At 64.1% G+C, this 14,118-nt stretch carries 17 protein-coding genes; 7 read left to right on the forward strand and 10 right to left on the reverse strand.

The annotated features are described in order from the left end of the window. Positions 1 to 54: 54 nt before the first annotated feature. From bamE to KW842_RS06830, 3 genes are all read left to right on the forward strand, one after another. Positions 55 to 540, forward strand: coding sequence for an outer membrane protein assembly factor BamE (gene bamE, locus KW842_RS06820; RefSeq protein ID WP_218303340.1), 486 nt, complete (start codon positions 55 to 57; stop codon positions 538 to 540). A 101-nt stretch (positions 541 to 641) separates the two neighbouring features. Further along, positions 642 to 1,454, forward strand: coding sequence for a hypothetical protein (locus KW842_RS06825; RefSeq protein ID WP_218303341.1), 813 nt, complete (start codon positions 642 to 644; stop codon positions 1,452 to 1,454). Positions 1,455 to 1,501: 47 nt separating this feature from the next. Next, positions 1,502 to 2,116, forward strand: a complete 615-nt coding sequence (locus KW842_RS06830; protein ID WP_218303342.1) for an energy transducer TonB — start codon at positions 1,502 to 1,504, stop codon at positions 2,114 to 2,116. Here KW842_RS06830 and KW842_RS06835 read toward each other — a convergent pair. From KW842_RS06835 to pssA, 7 genes are all read right to left on the reverse strand, one after another. Then, positions 2,109 to 2,780 carry a helix-turn-helix transcriptional regulator gene (locus KW842_RS06835; RefSeq protein ID WP_218303343.1) on the reverse strand — a complete coding sequence of 224 codons (672 nt, stop codon included), beginning with the start codon at positions 2,778 to 2,780 and terminating at the stop codon, positions 2,109 to 2,111. The genes KW842_RS06830 and KW842_RS06835 overlap by 8 nt on opposite strands. After that, positions 2,777 to 3,112: an antibiotic biosynthesis monooxygenase gene (locus tag KW842_RS06840; RefSeq protein WP_218303344.1), complete on the reverse strand. Its 336-nt coding sequence runs from the start codon at positions 3,110 to 3,112 to the stop codon at positions 2,777 to 2,779. Before KW842_RS06840 ends, KW842_RS06835 begins: the two co-directional genes overlap by 4 nt. Next, the gene (locus KW842_RS06845; RefSeq protein WP_218303345.1) at positions 3,109 to 3,999 is read right to left on the reverse strand and encodes an alpha/beta hydrolase; all 891 of its coding nucleotides are present in this window, start codon (positions 3,997 to 3,999) and stop codon (positions 3,109 to 3,111) included. Before KW842_RS06845 ends, KW842_RS06840 begins: the two co-directional genes overlap by 4 nt. Further along, a complete protein-coding gene (locus tag KW842_RS06850) occupies positions 3,996 to 4,304 on the reverse strand; it encodes an NIPSNAP family protein (protein ID WP_218303346.1) in 309 nt (102 codons plus the stop codon). The genes KW842_RS06845 and KW842_RS06850 overlap by 4 nt, the downstream gene beginning before the upstream one ends. A 69-nt stretch (positions 4,305 to 4,373) precedes the next feature. Further along, positions 4,374 to 5,297 carry a sugar kinase gene (locus KW842_RS06855; protein ID WP_218303347.1) on the reverse strand — a complete coding sequence of 308 codons (924 nt, stop codon included), beginning with the start codon at positions 5,295 to 5,297 and terminating at the stop codon, positions 4,374 to 4,376. Beyond that, positions 5,294 to 6,841: a 2-isopropylmalate synthase gene (locus tag KW842_RS06860; protein ID WP_218303348.1), complete on the reverse strand. Its 1,548-nt coding sequence runs from the start codon at positions 6,839 to 6,841 to the stop codon at positions 5,294 to 5,296. Before KW842_RS06860 ends, KW842_RS06855 begins: the two co-directional genes overlap by 4 nt. 60 nt (positions 6,842 to 6,901) lie before the next feature. Continuing rightward, complete coding sequence (gene pssA, locus KW842_RS06865; protein ID WP_218303349.1) at positions 6,902 to 7,771, reverse strand: CDP-diacylglycerol--serine O-phosphatidyltransferase; 870 nt, start codon at positions 7,769 to 7,771, stop codon at positions 6,902 to 6,904. Between the two features lie 152 nt (positions 7,772 to 7,923). On the opposite strand from pssA, the gene KW842_RS06870 reads away from it, so the two are divergent. From KW842_RS06870 to KW842_RS06880, 3 genes are read left to right on the forward strand one after another with little or no spacing between them, the layout of a single operon-like run. Next, a complete protein-coding gene (locus KW842_RS06870) occupies positions 7,924 to 8,892 on the forward strand; it encodes a catalase (protein ID WP_218303350.1) in 969 nt (322 codons plus the stop codon). Next, entirely contained in the window at positions 8,889 to 9,455 is a 567-nt protein-coding gene (locus tag KW842_RS06875; RefSeq protein WP_218303351.1) for a sigma-70 family RNA polymerase sigma factor, read from the forward strand. The genes KW842_RS06870 and KW842_RS06875 overlap by 4 nt, the downstream gene beginning before the upstream one ends. Next, the gene (locus KW842_RS06880) at positions 9,452 to 9,646 is read left to right on the forward strand and encodes a zf-HC2 domain-containing protein (RefSeq protein ID WP_218303352.1); all 195 of its coding nucleotides are present in this window, start codon (positions 9,452 to 9,454) and stop codon (positions 9,644 to 9,646) included. The genes KW842_RS06875 and KW842_RS06880 overlap by 4 nt, the downstream gene beginning before the upstream one ends. Positions 9,647 to 9,649: 3 nt before the next feature. Here KW842_RS06880 and KW842_RS06885 read toward each other — a convergent pair whose 3' ends face one another. Both KW842_RS06885 and KW842_RS06890 read right to left on the reverse strand, forming a co-directional pair. Next, a complete protein-coding gene (locus KW842_RS06885; RefSeq protein ID WP_218303353.1) occupies positions 9,650 to 10,411 on the reverse strand; it encodes an SIMPL domain-containing protein in 762 nt (253 codons plus the stop codon). Positions 10,412 to 10,454: 43 nt separating this feature from the next. Next, positions 10,455 to 11,216, reverse strand: coding sequence for an SIMPL domain-containing protein (locus KW842_RS06890; protein ID WP_218303354.1), 762 nt, complete (start codon positions 11,214 to 11,216; stop codon positions 10,455 to 10,457). A 152-nt stretch (positions 11,217 to 11,368) separates the two neighbouring features. Here KW842_RS06890 and KW842_RS06895 point away from each other — a divergent pair, with 152 nt between their 5' ends. Beyond that, positions 11,369 to 11,617 carry a hypothetical protein gene (locus KW842_RS06895; RefSeq protein WP_218303355.1) on the forward strand — a complete coding sequence of 83 codons (249 nt, stop codon included), beginning with the start codon at positions 11,369 to 11,371 and terminating at the stop codon, positions 11,615 to 11,617. A 51-nt stretch (positions 11,618 to 11,668) separates the two neighbouring features. On the opposite strand, the gene KW842_RS06900 is transcribed toward KW842_RS06895, so the two are convergent. Continuing rightward, positions 11,669 to 14,107 carry a GH92 family glycosyl hydrolase gene (locus KW842_RS06900; protein WP_218303356.1) on the reverse strand — a complete coding sequence of 813 codons (2,439 nt, stop codon included), beginning with the start codon at positions 14,105 to 14,107 and terminating at the stop codon, positions 11,669 to 11,671. Positions 14,108 to 14,118: the final 11 nt, after the last annotated feature.

Genomic DNA, 14,118 nt, shown 5'->3' on the forward strand with positions numbered 1-14,118 from the left:
CGCGAGTATAACGGAAAATGTCAGCCGTGTATGCTCTTTTTCAGGAAATCCGCGATGAAACGCCTGGGCATTTTTGCAATATTCTCCTTCACGCTGGCCGGCTGCGCCCATTTCGGCGCCCCGCCACCGCAGCCGGGCGACAGCGCCGAGGCAGTCCGCACCCGCCTCGGCCAGCCGACCAATATCTACCACAGCGGCGACGCCACGCTGCTGGAATACGCCACCGGCCCGATGGGCCAGTACACCTGGATGGCGCGCCTGGGCGCCGACGGCCGGCTGATTTCCTACGAACAGGTGCTGAGCGGCGAGAAATTCGCCACCATCAAGCCCGGCCGCGACAACCAGCAAACCGTGCTGACCATCCTTGGCCGGCCGACGCAGGTGACCCACTATGCCAGCGTCGATGGCGATGTGTGGCTGTACCGCTACAAGGAACAGGATGTGTGGAACTCGATGATGTCGGTGGAATTCAACCGGCAAGGCGTGGTAACGGCTCTGGTCAACGGTCCGGACGAGGAACGCGAAAACCGTCGCCGCTAGAGTAGGATGATTCCCACGCGCACTATGGGCGTGCGCCGACGTGTTTGGCTGGCCGTGGTTGCTATTATTTTCCCATCAACATTGCAACCTATGGAGAACCCATGTCTTTACGTACGCCCCCAGCCCGCCACGCCATTTACGCCGCTTCCCTGCTGGCCCTGACCACCGCCAGCGCCTTGTGCTGGGCCGAACCTTCGCCAGCGCTGGACCGCGCCAGCCTGTCGGTCGGCGCTTTCTATACCGAGCCAAAAATCGACTACCAGGGCGACACCAACTACGGCCGCATCGACACCGGCAGCTACGAGCTGGACCACGTCACCCTGCCACGCGTGAAAGCCTCGCTGTTGATCGGCGATTCGCAGGGCCTGGACTTCGACTACTACCGCTATGACAAGAACTACAATCCGTCGCTGAGCGGCGCGACCAATATCAACGGCCTGCCGCTGACTGGCAATGGCCAGCTGAACGCCAAGCTGAAGCTGGATCTGGCCAATCTGGCCTATAAATGGTGGATCGGCAGCGGCAACAGCGTCTTCGGCGTGGGCGTCGGCGCCGCCTACTACTCGGCTAGCATCAAGGGCACCGCCAGCGGCGTGCTGAACGGCGTGGCCGGCAGCGGCGACTACAAGGAAAAAGAACACGCCTACGCGCCGCTGCTGGAACTGGGCTGGCGCCAACAAGTGTCGGACAATGTGCGCCTCTACGCGGACGCTTCCGGCATCAAGAAAAACGGCGGCAGCATCGAAGGCCACATCTACGGCGGCGCGCTGGGCGTTGAGTGGTATCCGACCAAGGCCGTTGGCGTAGTGGCAGAATACACCGCCCACAAAATCAGCCTGAACCGCAACCGCGACAATAGCGACCTGAACGTGCGTCTGCACGGCCCGGCCGCCTATGTCAAAGTTCGCTTCTAAATCGGCAAGCATGTTAAATTGGCACATTCCTTGTTGAATGTGCCGATATGAACAAATACCTTGCCGCGCTGGCGGCGCTCATCGCCGCCACCCACCTTTACGCCAGCGCCGCCGACCAGCCACGCATCGGTCTCAACGACTGCGTCAAGCCGGTGCTGCCGCCCGGAGCGCAAGGCGCGCTGACGGTCAAGCTAAGACTGGGCAAGGACGGCAAGGTGCGCGAAACCCTCATCCACAAGTCCAGCGGCAATCCACAGCTGGATGCCGCCTCGATGAACCACATTGCCAGTTGCACCTTCGCCCCGCAGGAGCAAGAGGTCTGGGCCTTGATCTCCTACGCATGGGAGCCGCAGACATCGTTGCAGCGAAACGCCGAACAAGGCCATGCCAACGCGCAGGAAAAGCTGGCCTTGAGCCTGATCCCCGAAGGCGACAATCCGGGCAATCCCGAACAGGCGCTATACTGGTTCCGCAAGGCGGCCGAACAAGGCAAGCCTCGCAGCCAGTATTACCTGGCCAGGGTGCTGCTGGAGCAAGGAAGCAAAGATACCAACGACGAGGCGCGCGACTGGCTGGCCAAGTCGGCGCAGCAGAACTATCCTGCGGCGCTGGCCCTGCTCAAGCGTCTGCATGATCCCTCGCGGGACGGCTTGCTCAAATAAACAAGTCAGCCAGGGCCCTCGCGCCGCAGGCAGAGACTTGCAGCGCACGGCTGTCGTCGTTGCGGCGCAGCCAGCCGCGCTCGATGAAGTTGTCCAATAGCGCCACCGCCAGCGGGCCGGCGAAGTGGTCGCGGCGTTCGGACCAGTCGACGCAGCCGTACAGCTGGCGTGGGCCTTCGTTCAGCACGATGCCGAGGCCGCGCAGGCGCGCGGCGCCATCTGCGGTTAGCGCGTAGTCGTTGACATCACCTTCCACCCAGCCGTTTTCAACAAAGCAGTTGCACAAGTCTACGCCCAGCACACCGGCCAGATGGCCGTAGCAGCTGCGCGCGTGGCGCAGGCCGCGCATGGCCGGCGCTTTCCAGCGCGTGGTTTCGGGCAGCGCGCCGTCCGCCACACGCAGCAGCGCTTCCAGCGCGTGCGCCACGTTGCCATCGGCGAGCATGTAGTAGCGATGGCGACCTTGCGCACGCACCCGGGCCAAGCCTTCATCCACCAGCAGCTTCAGGTGCTGCGAGGCCGTAGGCGCGGCCACGCCGGCGTGCTGCGCCAGTTCGGTGGCGGTGTAGAAACGGCCATCCAGAAGTCGCGACAGCATCAACGCCCGCGTCGGGTCGCCGATGGCTGCGGCCACGCGCGCGAAGCGCGGCTGCGCGGTGTTCATGCCAGCGCGCCAGCCGGCGCTTGCGCCCGGTCACTCATGCCATAGTCGCGGATGACGGAAGCGACCCGCAGCCGATAGTCGTCGAACACGCCATCACGCCCTGCCCGCTGCGCAGCGCGATGTTCCTGCTGCTGCCGCCACACCTGCAGCGAAGCTTCGTCACGCCAGAAGGACAGCGACAGCATCTTGCCCGGCGTGCTGATGCTGGTGAAGCGCTCGACCGAGATAAAGCCGTCCACCCCGGCCAGCAAGGGCGCCAGTTGCGCCGCGCGCTCCAGGTATTCGGCGCGGCCATCGGCGCTGGGCGTCACTTCAAAAATTACCGCGATCATGTGACGCCTCTCGATAAAAACGTGTTGACGGTATTGTAAAGCAGGCCTCGCGCAGCTTCCAGATGCATCAGGTGCGTCGCGCCGGGAATGGTGGACTGCCTGGCGTTTGCCAGCAAGGCCTGTAAGCGGTCCATATCCGCCGCATCGCAGGCGCTGTCCCATTCGCCGCGCACCAGCAGGGTTGGCGTGGCGATGGCAGCAGCATCGTACAGCGGCTGGCCGCTGCGCAGTGCGCGCACATCGGATTGCGGCCCTGCTGGCGACAGCACGGCTGGCGGCAAGCGCGTGCTGGCATCGGGATCGGTGGCGAGAAAGGCTGTGCTCCATGCCTGGAAGTGCGCCTCTGACAGCGGCTGCGCTGCACCTGCCGGCACGTCTTCAGTAAAGCGGCGGTATTGCGCCCATGCGGACAGCAGCAGATGCGATGCCGCCGGCGCCGGTGGCGCTGCGCCGGCGTCACGGGAGAGTATCGGCGCGAACAATGTGAGCGATGCCAGGTCGTGCGGATGCTCAGAGGCATAACGCAGCGCCACCGTGCCGCCCCACGAATGCGCCAGCAAGCTGACGCGGCGGCCGTGGTTGCGGGCGCGGATGGCGGCAACCACGCGCTGCAACTGCGGCAGCACTTGCGCCAGGTCGCCCACCGGCTGTGCCGCATCGTGCGGATAGCGGTCGGACGCACCGTAGCCGGCGAAGTCGAAAGCCCATACGTTGAAGCCCGCCTCGCACAGGGCGTCCGCCCATGAGCGGCCATCCAGCGGATACAGCACCGACAGCTCAGCACCAAACGTCGAACCGTGCACGTAGATGACATCGCCCACGTCGGCCGATGCGGGACGGTGGTACAAGGCCAGCGTTGGTGCGCCGGCAGCCTCCAGCCGGATCACAGCGCCACCTGTGCCAGGAAGGTGCGTTCTTCACGCAGGATGAAACGCTCGCGCTGCGCGTAGGCAAAGTTCTCCACCGCATCCGCATCCGCGCGCAAGCGGGCGCGATAGGCTTCGTACTCGGCCAGCGAGCCGAAGCCGACCAGTCCCCACGCTTCGTAATTGCTGCCTTCGAGCGGCAGGAAGTAGCCGAGCAGGCGTCCGCCCAGGCGCGGAATGATGCGGTGCCAGTTTTCGGCGTACTGCTTGAACGCCTCGCGCTGGAATGGATCGATCTCGTAACGGATAAAGCAAGTGACAGCCATTGAAGCCTCCTGTTGAAAACATCAGGATAGCCATCAGGCTGCGCGTATGCTTCGGCCTGGAACGAAGTATCAGCCCAGCGCGGCGCGTACCTGCGCCGCCGTGGGAATCGGCGCGACCGCGCCGTGGCCCAAGGTGGACAGACCAGCGGCTGCATTCGCATAGCGCACTGCGTCTGCCAGCGCGTCACCTGCCGCCAAGCGCGCCAGCAGCGAGCCATCGAAGCAGTCGCCGGCGCCGGTGGCGTCCACCGCCTGCACCACGCGCGACGCCGCCAGTTGCGGCTCCGTGCCCGGCTCGGCGTACCAGGCGCCGGATGGTCCGGCTTTCAGCACCACCGTATCGGCGCCATGCGCGCGCGCCCAGGCAAAGATCGCCGGCACGTCGTCGGTGCCGGCCAGCGCCACTGCCTCGTCCAGGCTGGGCAGGAACAGATCGGTCATGGCGATGGTTGCGGCGATGGTCGCGCGGGCCCGCGCCAATGGCCACAAGGACAGGCGCAGATTCGGATCGAAGCTTACTTTGCCGCCGGCCGCGCGCGTGGTGTCAATCGCGGCGAACACGGTGTCGCAGGCGCCGGCCGAAATGGCCTGCGAGATGCCCGACACATGCAGCCAGCGCGTGCGCGCCGTCGCGCTCAAGTCCATGGTCTGCGGCTGCATGCGGCTGGCTGCCGAGCCGGCACGCAAATAGCTGAAGGCATGCCCGTTCGGGCCGTGATTCACAAAGTACAAACCGGTTGGCGCTTGCGGATCGCGCGCCACCGCGCTGACATCCACGCCCTCCGACTGCCACAGGTCCAGCAGCATGCGGCCAAAATGGTCTTCGCCGACGCGGCTCAGGTAGGCCACGCGCGCACCCTGGCGGCTGGCGGCAATCACCGCGTTGGAGGTATCGCCGCCAAAGCCCCGGCGGTACAGCGGTTCGCTGGATTCGGCCTGGTTAAACTCGACCATCGCCTCACCCAGCGCTACAACATCAAAATGCTCACTCATGGTTGCGGATTCACTCGCTCAATTTTTGAATGCAGCTTGTTCAGCGCAGACAGATACGCCTTCGCTGACGCCACGATAATATCCGGGTCCGCACCGACGCCATTGACGATGCGGCCCTCCTTCGACAAGCGCATCGTCACCTCGCCTTGCGACTGGGTGCCGGTGCTGATGGCGTTCACCGAGAACAGCACCAGCTCCGCGCCGCTGCCCACCTCTCCCTCGATGGCGTTGACGGTGGCGTCAACCGGGCCATCGCCCCGCCCTTCGCTGACATGCTCCTCGCCTTCGATGCTGAACACGATCTTCGCGCTTGGCGTCTCGCCGCTGGCGGAACGCTGCTCCAGCGACACAAAGCGATAGAACTCGCTCTCCTGCGACTGCTGCTCGTCCGACACCAGCGCCAGGATATCTTCGTCAAAGATATCCGCCTTGCGGTCAGCCAGCTCCTTGAAGCGTGCGAATGCCGCGTTGACCTCTGCTTCGGATTCCAGCTCGATGCCCAGCTCCTGCAAGCGCTGCTTGAAGGCGTTGCGGCCGGACAGCTTGCCCAGCACGATCTTGGTCGCGGTCCAGCCGACATCCTCGGCGCGCATGATCTCGTAGGTTTCGCGCGACTTCAGCATGCCATCCTGGTGGATGCCGGAAGCATGGGCAAACGCATTCGCGCCCACCACCGCTTTATTCGGCTGCACCGCAAAGCCGGTAATCTGCGACACCATCTTGGACGCCGCCACAATCTGCGTCGTGTCGATGCCGCACTCCAGCTGGTAGTAGCCGGCGCGCGTACGCAGCGCCATCACCACTTCCTCCAGCGCGGTATTGCCGGCACGCTCGCCGAGGCCATTGATGGTGCACTCGATCTGCCGCGCACCGCCGATCACCACACCGGCCAGCGAATTGGCCACCGCCAGTCCCAGGTCGTTATGGCAGTGCACCGACCATACGGCCTTGTCGGAATTCGGAATGCGTTCGCGCAGGCGGCGAATGGTTGCGCCAAACATCTCAGGCACCGCATAGCCTACCGTGTCGGGGAAATTGATGGTGGTCGCGCCCTCCTCGATCACGCCTTCCAGCACGCGGCACAGGAAGTCCTCGTCCGAGCGGCTGCCGTCTTCCGGGCTGAATTCGATATCGTCGGTATGCTGGCGGGCGAAGCGCACCGCGTTGCGCGCCTGCGTCAGCACCTGCTCCGGCAGCATGCGCAGCTTGGCCTCCATATGCAGCTTGGAGGTGGCGATAAACGTGTGGATGCGTTTGCGCTCGGCCGGCGCCAGCGCTTCGGCGGCGCGGGCGATGTCGCGCTCATTGGCGCGCGACAGCGAGCAGATAGTGGATTCGCGCACCGCCGTGGCGATGGCCTTGATAGACTCGAAGTCGCCCGGCGAGGCGGCCGCGAAGCCGGCTTCGATGACATCAACGCGCAAGCGTTCCAGCTGCCTGGCGATGCGGACTTTCTCGTCCTTGGTCATCGACGCGCCCGGCGATTGCTCGCCGTCGCGCAAGGTGGTGTCGAAGATGATCAGGCGGTTGGATGAGTTGCTCATGATAGCTCCGTGGCTGCGTTGCGCTTCGTTGCTTGAATCTCAGGGCCGACCGCCCCAGGTTTAGTGCCGTTCGCTCGGGTCGTCGCTGTCCATCTCGGTCTGGATCAGGCTGACCTTCTTGCCCTTGGCCGCACGCCAGGCAGCGACCGCGTAGCCCGATACGCCGTAAATCGCAAACAGCGGCCACAGCGTCGCCGCCGGTTTGATGGCGATCACCGCCAAGCCCAGCGCGATCAGGAACACGCCGATAAATGGCACCGGCTTGCGGAAGTTCACGTCCTTGAAGCTGTAGAACGGCACATTGCTGACCATGGTCAGGCCGGCAAACACGGCGATACCCCACGATACCCAGCCCATGTCCAGGCCAGACACTTCCAGGTCCAGCATCATCAGGATGAAGCCGGCTATCAGCGCGGCGGCCGATGGCGAGGGCATGCCCTGGAAGTAGCGCTTGTCGACCACTTCGATATTGGTGTTGAAGCGTGCCAGGCGCAGTGCGGCGCCGGCGCAGTACACGAAGGCGGCAATCCAGCCCAGCTTGCCCAGGCCGCGCAGCGACCATTCATACATCACCAGCGCCGGCGCGGCGCCGAACGACACCATGTCCGACAGCGAATCGTACTGCGCGCCGAATTCGCTCTGCGTATTGGTCAGGCGCGCGACGCGGCCATCCAGACCGTCCAGGATCATGGCGACAAAAATCGCCCAGGCTGCATGCTCGAACTTCTGGTTCATCGCCATGACGATGGCGTAGAAACCGCAGAACAGCGCGGCGGTGGTGAAGGCGTTCGGCAGCAGGTAAATGCCGCGGTGGCGCGGCCGGTCGAGGTCCTCGCCGCGGGCGCGACGCGCAAAACGGCTGAAACGCGACGTTTTGGGCAGTTTGGCTACGGCCGCATTCTTGGCGCGGCGGCGGGGAAAATTGGGCATGGCGATCCGTTCTCTTATCAGGTAGTGTTGCTCCGTCATTATAGAGGAGGAGACAATAAAAAAGGACTTGTTACCATGCATCATCAAAAAAGCCTGTAACAAACTGAGCAGTGGACCGACTTAACGTTATCTCAACCTCTTTGGAGAACAACGTGAAACCAGCCATCCTTGCCGCTAGCCTGCTGCTGCTCAACCAACAAATTTCCGCCACCGCCCAGGAGACACCCGGCCCGGCCGCGCTGATTGACGCGCTGAATGGCACTTTCGGCAAGCATGCCGGCAAGCGCGCCTCGCACGCCAAGGGCTTCTGCGCCAGCGGCGACTTTACCCCGGCGCGCGATGCGGCGAAATTCGCCAACAGCCCGCTGTTCTCCCAGTCCAAAGTGGACGCGGCCATCCGTTTTTCCATCGGCGGCGGCAATCCGGGCGTGTCCGACAAAAGCCGCTCGGTGCGCGGGCTGTCGATGCGGCTGACCGGCGGCAATGAAACTTACGACCTGCTGCTGATCTCCGAACCAGTGTTCTTTGCTGCCACGCCAGCCTCCTTCGTCAGCTTCCTGGAAGCCCGCGTGCCCGATCCGGCCACCAAAAAGCCGGACCCCGCCAAGCTTGCGGCGCATAATACCAAATACCCGGACGGCAAGAATCAGCCGGCCCTGCTGGCCGCGCACGCCGCGCCGGCCTCGTATGCCGCCACGCCCTACTTCTCCACCAATGCCTTTGTATTTGAAGGCACTGGCGGCGCCAGGCAGCACGCGCGCATCGTGGTCGAACCCGCCGCCGGCACACGCTACCTGACCGAAGAGGAGGAAAAAACCATGCCAGACAACTTCCTGGAGGCGGAACTGACGCAGCGCCTGGCAGCCAAGCCGGTCGAGTTCACCATCTACGCGCAATTGCCGGCGCCGGCCGACTCGCTGATCGACTCGTCGCAGCCGTGGCAGGGCAATGGCCGCATTGCCCTGGGTACGCTGCGGGTGAACACGCTGGCCGCGCAAAGCTGCGACGGCATCGTCTTCATGCCGGTGACGCTGCCGGCCGCGATTAGCCCATCGGCCGACCCGATCCTGGCGGCGCGCGCGCCAGCCTACGCGATTTCGCTGGGACGCCGCTCGCAATGAGTGCGAGCGATCCGTGGCGCCAGCTGGCGCAGGAGCGGCCCTTCCTGCTGCGCCTGGCGCGGCTGCAACTGGCCTCGGCCGCCGACGCCGAGGACGCTGTACAGGAAACGCTGCTGGGCGCGATCAAGGCTTGGGCCAGCTACGAGGGCCGCGCCGGCCTGCGCAGCTGGCTTACCGCCATCCTGCGCCACAAGATTGTCGACGCCATCCGCGCCCGCCGTTTCACGGCGCCGGCTGCGGATGCGCTGGCAGCCGAGGACGAGCGCGAGTTCGATCAGCTGTTCACCAGCGACGACGCCTGGCACCCGGAGGTGTTTGTCGATACCGTCTGCGGCGAAACCAAGGCGGCCGAAAAGCAGCTGCTCGATATCATCGAAATCTGCATGAACCGCCTGCCCGAAGAAACTTCGCGCCTGTTCCTGATGCGCGAATACCTGGGCATGGAATTGAAGGAAATTGAAGAAAGCTGCACCATCAGTGCCGGCAATCTACGTGTGACGTTGTACCGTGCCCGCATGCGCTTGCGCGAATGCGCCGTGCGCGGATGGGGAGAACTCGAATGAACAAACCACTGACCTGCCGCGAGACGACCTATCTGGTCATCGGCGCGCGCGACCAGCCGCTGGACCGCGCGCAGCAGGATGCGCTGGCGGCACATTTGCAGACCTGTCGCTACTGCCGCACCGCCAACGCGCAATTCACCACGCTGTTCGCGCAGCTGGACACCCTGCTGGCGCGCGGCGTCCAGCCCTAGTCCTTACTTGAAGCGCACCTTGGCGACCAGGCGCATCGACAGCACGGTTTCGCCCGGCTCGAAGCTCGGCTCGGTTACCGGTGGTGGCGCTGCCGGGGCAATATTGCTGGCATAGGCCATGACGCGCGAACCGCTCACCTCAACGCGGTTGGCGTAATTGCCCGAGCCCTCGAAGTCGGCAGTGTCCAGCACCGCGTCGCTGACCTTGCGGCCCATGGCCTTGGCGATCGCGTTGACGCGTTCATTCAGATTCTGGTAGATGGCGGCGATACGCTGGTCTTCCAGCTGGCGCGTGGTTTCCGGCGTCAGGCCGAAGCGCAGGCTATTCAGGCCCAGCACATTTTGTGCGGCCGCCACGGTCTTCGGCAGTGCTTCCAGATTGGACGTGACCACTTGCACCGACTGGCCGACGCGCCAGGAGGTTGGCACGCGCGGCTTGCGCGGCTGCTGCACCTGCCCCGGCATTGGCGGCGCTTCTTCCGGATACACCGGATACGTGTAATAGCCCTGGGTTTTCAGGCTGGCCTGTGGATCGGCCTTCTTGAGGATTTCCAGCCCCTGCTTCATCTTCTGATTGACGCGCGAGGCGGCAACGGCTTTGTCCTTGTCGATTTCCTCGACCGACAAGGTGGCGGTGGCCTGATCGTTGACGTGCTTTACTTCGCCGAAGGCAGGCACCACCACCAGCGCGCCATTGGTCGGCAAAGTATCGGCGTGCGCCACAGCGCACGCCAGCAATGCGGCAGCAACAGCAAGGTATTTCATCGCAGTCTCCAGTTAGGAAAACTGCAACTCTACCTCAACTCGCTTATTTGAAGCGTACTTTGCCCACGACCTGCATTTGCAGCGTGGTTTCGCCCGGCTCGAAGCTAGGCTCGGCCACTTCGGCCATGTCGGCGGCCTTGGCGCGCATCATGATCATCGGCGCTGCGGCGGGACGCGACTCGGTATAGTTGCCCGAACCTTCAAAGTCGATGGTGTCGATCACCGCGTCGCCGACCTTGCGGCCCATGGCGTTGGCGATCGAGCCGATGCGCTCGTTCAGGTTCTTGTAGGTGGCGGCGATACGCTGGTCATCCAGTTTGCGCGTGGTTTCCGGCGTCAGGCCGAAGTTGATGTTGTTCAGCGTCAGAATCTTCTGCGCAGCGGCCACGGTTTTCGGCAGCTTGTCCAGATTGGTGGTGGTGACTTCCAGATACTGACCCACGCGCCATGCGGTCGGCACACGCTGCTTGACCGGCTGGCCGTTCGGCAGCACGCGTTCTTCCGGATACACCGGATAGGTGTAATAGCCCTGGGTTTTCAGGCTGGCGCTCGGGTCTTCTTTCTTGACGATCTCCAGGCCCTGCTTCATCTTCTGGTTGACGCGCGACGCGGCGGCGGCCTTGTCTTTATCCTGTTCTTCCACCGCCAGCGTGACCACAGCCTGGTCGTTGGCGTGCTTGACTTCGCCGTAGGCTGGCACCACGACCAGCGTGCCGGTAGTCGGCAGCGATTCCGTTGGAGCGGCGTGCGCACCCAGCGCGAAGGACACAGCGGCGGCGGCGGCGAGTTTTTTCATAATATGCATTACGGGCTCCAGGTTAAGTTTACGACAAGCCGAACTCTACATGAATTTACCGCGCGCACCTGTAAGACATAGTGTCTGTTTGTAACATTTCGATTTTTAAGGATATTCTAATAACAGGCCAGTTATGATGCGGCATCCACAAGGGAGCCGTCATGATGATCGTCGCGGAGTTCGCGTTCTACCTGTTTATGGAAGTGCTGATGTACAGCCTGGGACGGTTCGTCATCTTCATCATCTCGTTCGGCCGGGCGCGCGCCGTGCGCACCAGGGAAATCTTCAGCAACAAAATGCTGCCGCCGTACGCTGACGACGGCAAAATGCTGGTGCCTGAGTGGGGCGTCGTCATGGTCGGCGTGCTCACGCTGACGGCAGCATTCTCTATCTTCTTCGCCTTGCGCTGATTTCAGCGGCGTCGCCCTGGGGCGCTGATGCGCTCCCAGGGCTGACTTACATCAGTTTTTCAGCCCAGCCGGTACCTGCGGCAAGTCGCGGCCGCGTGTGCCCCAGCCTGCGGTATCCGCTTGCGGCGTCAGGCGGTAGCCGAGGATGCCGCCGGCCTGCAACTGCTCCCAGTCCAGCCACACGCGCGATACCGGCTGGTTGCCCCAGCTGACCGATTTCACGAAGCGGCGCTCGCCCGGCTTGGCGTCCGGCGCTTCGATGCGCAGCAGGCGGCCTTGCGGCAAATCGATTTCGGCACGCGCGAAGCGCGGCGCGTGCAGCAGGAATCGGCCGCTGCCCGGCGTGTCCGGATACAGGCCCAGCGCGCTGAACAGATACCAGGCCGACATCGTGCCCAGGTCGTCGTTGCCGGTCACGCCGCTCGGACCGTTGCCGAACAAGGTTTCGGCCGCGCGCAGCACGGTAGTGGTTTTCCAAGGCTGGCCCATCAGCGTGTACACCCATGGCGCATGCAGGTCCGGCTCGTTGTTCGGGTTGTAGCGGAACTGGCTGTAGTAGCTGTACGGACCGACCACCCACGATTTGCGCACCACTTGCGGGTCGGCCTGCAAGGCGTCGTAATCGAAGAACAGGTCCAGGCGTTGCAGCGCCTTGGCTGGCCCGCCCATCGCTTCGGCCAGGCCGGGGATATCCTGCCGCACCAGCCACTGATACTGCCAACCGGTGCCTTCGTGGAAGCCGCGCTCGCTGCGTGGATCGTAGCTGCCATCGACGTCGGCGAACCAGTCGCCGCCCGCCAGGCGTGGACGCGGGAAGCCGCTCAAGCCGGTCGCCTTGTCCTGGGCTTTCGGGTCCCAGACCTTGCGCCAGTTCAGCCCGCGCTGGGCCAGCAATTTGGCGTCGTCGTTGTGGCCAAGCGCCTTGGCCATCGTAGCCAAGGCGGCGTCGCCAACCGCGTATTCCAGCGTGGAAGACGCGCCGTGGTGCGGATCGACGTCCATGCCTTTCGATGGGAAGCTGCGGTCGTACTGCACAAATCCCTGGCTCAGATAGCTCTGGTTGCCGGCGCGGCCTTGCGCGCGGATGCCATGCGGCGGCACGCCGAAGGCGTTTTCGCGCAGTGCGGTGTAAGCTTCGGCCTCACGGCCCTTGAGCGCGCCATAGCGCCACAGGTCCACCAGGAACGGCGTAACCGGATCGCCGGTCATGATATTGGTCTCGAAGTTGGCATAGCCCCAGCGCGGCAGCCAGCCGCCCTGCTCGCGGATCTTCAGCACCGAATTAGCGATGTCGCGCGCACGTTCCGGACGCAGCAGCGCCAGCAGCTGGTTCTGCGCGCGGTAGGTATCCCACAGCGAGAAGAACTCGTAGTAGGTCCAGTCCTTGGCGCTATGGATGGCATTGTCGTAACCGCGATAGCGGCCGTCGGCATCGTTGCCGGTCAGCGGTTGCAGCAAGGCGTGGTACAAGGCGGTGTAGAACACCGTGCGGTCGTCGGTGCTGCCGCCCTCGATGCGTACACTGCTCAACTCGCGCTGCCAGGCGGCTTGTGCCTGTTGACGCATGGCGTCAAAGCTCAGCGGCTGGCCGTTCGCCATGCCTTCAGACTTGAGGTTGGTGCGTGCGCCTTCGATGTCGACGTGCGAGATCGCGCTCACTGCGGTCACGGCCTTGCCTTGCTTGAGGTCGAAGCTCAGCCAGACACCGTGCGGACGGGCTTCGCCTTGCTGGCTCGGGCCTTTCGCGCCAAGCTGTCCGCCCCGGTCATCCCAGATGCCGTGCGCTGTGAACGGTTGATCAAAGTGCATGCGGAACCAGGTGGTGTATTGCGCACCGCCGCAGAAGCTCTTGGTGGTGATCTGGCCCTCGACGGTGCGGTCGTCCACCACGGTGACTTCGCTGCCGGTCACCGAATGGCGTTCATTCGCCTGGCCGACGTTGAGCAGCACGTTGCCGCTGGCCGCATTGGCGGCAAAGGTGTAGCGCTCGGCGGCGGCGCGGGTCAGCGCGGTCGCCTCGGCGGTGATGCCGCCGTAGCTGGTCAATTTCACCTTGTAATAGCCGGCCTGGCCAACTTCGCCTTCGTGCGTGTACTCGGCCGCGTATTTCTTGTAATCGAAGCCGCCCGGCTTGGCGGTGTCGAAATCGCCGCCGGGGCCGATCTTGCCGGTGACCGGCAGCACCTGCAGCTGCCCGCCCTGCTCCCAGCAGCCGGCGCCGGACAGATAAGAGTGTCCGAAGCCACGGATGCGGCTGTCGCTGTAGCGCCAGCCGGCGTAGTGCTCGCCGGTCGGGCTGACCTGGATCATCCCGAACGGGGCGGACGCGCCGGGGAAGGTGTTGCCCTCATCCTGGGTGCCGATGAAGGTATTGACCGGGGTGGTGTTGGGCGGCGCGGCGGTCACGGCCATCGTGACGCCCATCGGCAGCGTCAGCACGGCCAGCAGCGTGCAGGCTGCCACGCGCGACGGGAGGGGGAATACGGACATGAAAACGATCT

Origin of the sequence: Duganella sp. sic0402 (assembly GCF_019219065.1) — a bacterium.
Taxonomy (GTDB): Bacteria; Pseudomonadota; Gammaproteobacteria; order Burkholderiales; family Burkholderiaceae_D; genus Rugamonas.